Here is a 1,992-nt window from a genome sequence, read left to right on the forward strand (position 1 = left end):
GCGCACGGCTACGGGCGCACGCTGTACTGGCCGGACGGGACGGTCCAGAGCGACCAGGCGGCCAGCGCCGTCATCACCGGTTCGGTGTACGCCATCGACAGCACGATGGAGTGCGGCAGCAGACCCCACAGCAGCACCAGCGCGGTCGCCGTGCGCCGGCCCGCCAGCCGCTCCCCGACCGCGTGGATGCCCCAGGCCGCGGCCCCCGCCGCCGTCCAGGACACCAGCAGCCCGGCCGTACCGCCCGCCACCGGCAGCGCCGTCGTCACCAGCCGCATCAGGCTCGGGTAGAACGGGAAGAACGCCAGGTCGCTCTGGACCGTCCCGTCCGGCCAGTACAGCGTGCGCCCGTAGCCGTGCGCCGCGATCTTGATGTACCAGTCGGCGTCCCACGCGGTGGCGAGCAGCGCGCGCGGCGAGCGCCCCAGGTGCCAGGCCCAGCCCGCGAGGAACAGCATCCCGGTGAGCCGGGCGGCGGCGAACAGCCCGAGCGCGGGGGCCGCCCGGCGCAGCGCGGTCAGCCGGCTCGGTGTGGACAGGGCGTCCGCGGACCGGCGTACGAGGGCGGTGATCTCGGCGGACAGGGTGCACCTCCGGGCGCGCGCGTGGTCGGTCCTCCCCGGCCTTCGGCGGCGCCTCGTCCCGCGAGCTCAGCCCGCGAGCGCCTTCAGCCGGGAGACGGCCTCTTCGAGCACACTCTCCCTCTTGCAGAAGGCAAATCGGACGAAAGGCGCGCCCGCGTCCCGGTGGTCGTAGAAGACGGCGTTGGGAATCGCCACCACCCCGCAGCGCTCCGGCAGCGCCCGGCAGAAGGCGAAGCCGTCGCCGTCGTGCGAGAGCTCCCGGCCGAGCGGACGGATGTCGGTGGTGACGAAGTACGTGCCCGCCGGGCGGTACACCGCGAACCCGGCCGCCGCGAGCCCCGCGCTCAGCAGGTCCCGCCTGGCCCGCATCTCCTCGCGCAGGGTGTCGAAGTAGGCGTCGGGCAGGCGCAGCGCCTCGGCGACCGCGTACTGGAAGGGGCCGGAGGCCACGTACGTCAGATACTGCTTGGCGGAGCGCACGGCCGCCACCAGCTCGGGCGCGCCCGTCACCCAGCCGACCTTCCAGCCGGTGAACGAGAACGTCTTGCCCGCCGAGCCGATGGTGAGGGTGCGCCCGCGCATCCCCGGCAGGGTGGCGATGGGCACGTGCTCGCCGTCGAAGACCAGGTGTTCGTAGACCTCGTCGGTGACGACCAGCAGGTCCCGCTCGTGGGCCAGCTCCGCGATCGCGGTCAGCTCCTCGCGGCTCAGCACGGTCCCGGTCGGGTTGTGCGGGGTGTTGAGCAGGATCAGCCGGGTGCTCGGGGTGACGGCGGCGCGCAGTTCGTCCAGGTCCAGGCGGTAGCGGTCGCCGTCGGGCCGCAGCGTCACCGGCACCCGTGTGCCGCCCGCCATGGCGACGCAGGCCGCGTACGAGTCGTAGTACGGCTCCAGCGCGATCACCTCGTCCCCCGGCTCCACCAGGGCGAGCAGCGAGGCCGCGATGGCCTCGGTCGCGCCCACCGTGACCAGCACCTCGCGGTCCGGGTCGAGCGTCAGCCCGTAGCGCCGCAGCTGGTGGTCGGTGATCGCGGTGCGCAGCTCGGGCACGCCGGGGCCGGGCGGGTACTGGTTGCCGCGTCCGTCGCGCAGGGCCCGCACGGCGGCCTCGCGGACCTCCTCGGGGCCGTCGGTGTCGGGGAAGCCCTGGCCGAGGTTGATGGCTCCGGTCGACACCGCGAGGGCGGACATCTCGGCGAAGACCGTGGTGCCGAACTCGGCGAGGCGGCGGTTGAGGTGAGGACGCGCGCTGGAGGTCATGGCGGCCATCCTGTGGGCAACCTCTGGAGTTGCTCAAGTCTGCTTTCGCGCGCGTGGGCCGAGGGCATCCCCCTGTCACACACAGGAGAAGGACGGTGGGGGAGATGGCATATGTCGTCGCGGGGGCCGTACTGGTACTGATCTGGTA

The 1,992-nt window shown here is 73.2% G+C and carries 1 protein-coding gene and 1 pseudogene; both read right to left on the reverse strand.

What is annotated here, in order from left to right:
• Window positions 1–23: 23 nt before the first annotated feature.
• Window positions 24–458 (reverse strand): annotated as a pseudogene (locus ACJA3G_RS35845) (hypothetical protein); the annotation flags it as partial.
• A 192-nt stretch (window positions 459–650) separates the two neighbouring features.
• Entirely contained in the window at window positions 651–1,853 is a 1,203-nt protein-coding gene (locus ACJA3G_RS35850) for a pyridoxal phosphate-dependent aminotransferase (protein ID WP_406557209.1), read from the reverse strand.
• Window positions 1,854–1,992 lie beyond the last annotated feature (139 nt).

This window comes from Streptomyces sp. YS-3, assembly GCF_045257485.1.
GTDB lineage: Bacteria > Actinomycetota > Actinomycetes > Streptomycetales > Streptomycetaceae > Streptomyces.